At 63.3% G+C, this 739-nt stretch carries 1 protein-coding gene and 1 pseudogene; both read right to left on the bottom strand.

The window, feature by feature from the left end; all coding sequences use genetic code 11:
- Window positions 1-17: 17 nt before the first annotated feature.
- On the bottom strand, window positions 18-410 hold the full coding sequence (locus tag EN742_RS36710; RefSeq protein WP_189375769.1) for a hypothetical protein: 393 nt from the start codon (window positions 408-410) through the stop codon (window positions 18-20).
- 84 nt (window positions 411-494) lie between these two features.
- Window positions 495-739, bottom strand: a pseudogene (locus tag EN742_RS38500) (hypothetical protein); the annotation flags it as partial.

Raw genomic sequence — 739 nt, 5'->3', positions numbered from 1 at the left:
GGGATCGTTGGACTGCTTCAGGCGGCCCGGCGACCGGCGGGCTGTGCTGCTTCGCGCCCGATACCGGTGATGGCGCGGACGGCGGCCGCGAGCGCCGGAACGTCGTCGAGCATGGCGAGCGCGACGAAGTGATTGGCTCCGCCGGTATAATCCTTGCGGCCCTTGCAGGTGCGGATCAGGATGCCGTGGCCGGAGGACATGGCGAACTGACCAACCTGGATGTATACCCGGTCATGGTGCAGGGTAATTTCGCCGGAAACGGCGATACCCGCCTTGTTCGAACGCAGGTCAAAGCTGCCTGGCGGCAGCGCAAGTTCTGCAGCGAGTTTCTTCAGCCGCGAGCGGGCGGTCGTGTGGAAGCGTCTTTTCTGCTGCTCGTCATAAGAGCAGCCTCTGGTCCAGTCGAACATGTCGATCTCCATGAAACGGAACAGGCCCGGCGATCGCTCGCGCGATCCAGGCCCTGTCGGTGGTTGGTTTATGCGGTGTGGAAGTCAGGCTGCTGTGCGGCCCTCGATGATGTCGGCGCCGACCTCGTCGGCGGAGACCTCTTCGAGATAGGCTCGGCTGTACGGATTGGTGGCAAGCCAGCGATCGGCGGCCACACGGTCCCTGGAAAGGTGCAACAGCTCCGGACTGTCGCTGACATCCTGCAGGACGCGTACCATGCCGATCTCGGGACGTTCGACGATCTCGAAACGCAGGTTGCTTTCGACTGACCAGGTGCGACGGACTGAGA

This window comes from Mesorhizobium sp. M4A.F.Ca.ET.020.02.1.1, from assembly GCF_004022645.1.
GTDB lineage: Bacteria > Pseudomonadota > Alphaproteobacteria > Rhizobiales > Rhizobiaceae > Mesorhizobium.
The sequence above is the reverse complement of the archived record's forward strand: the minus strand, read 5'-3'. Positions and strand labels throughout refer to the sequence as shown.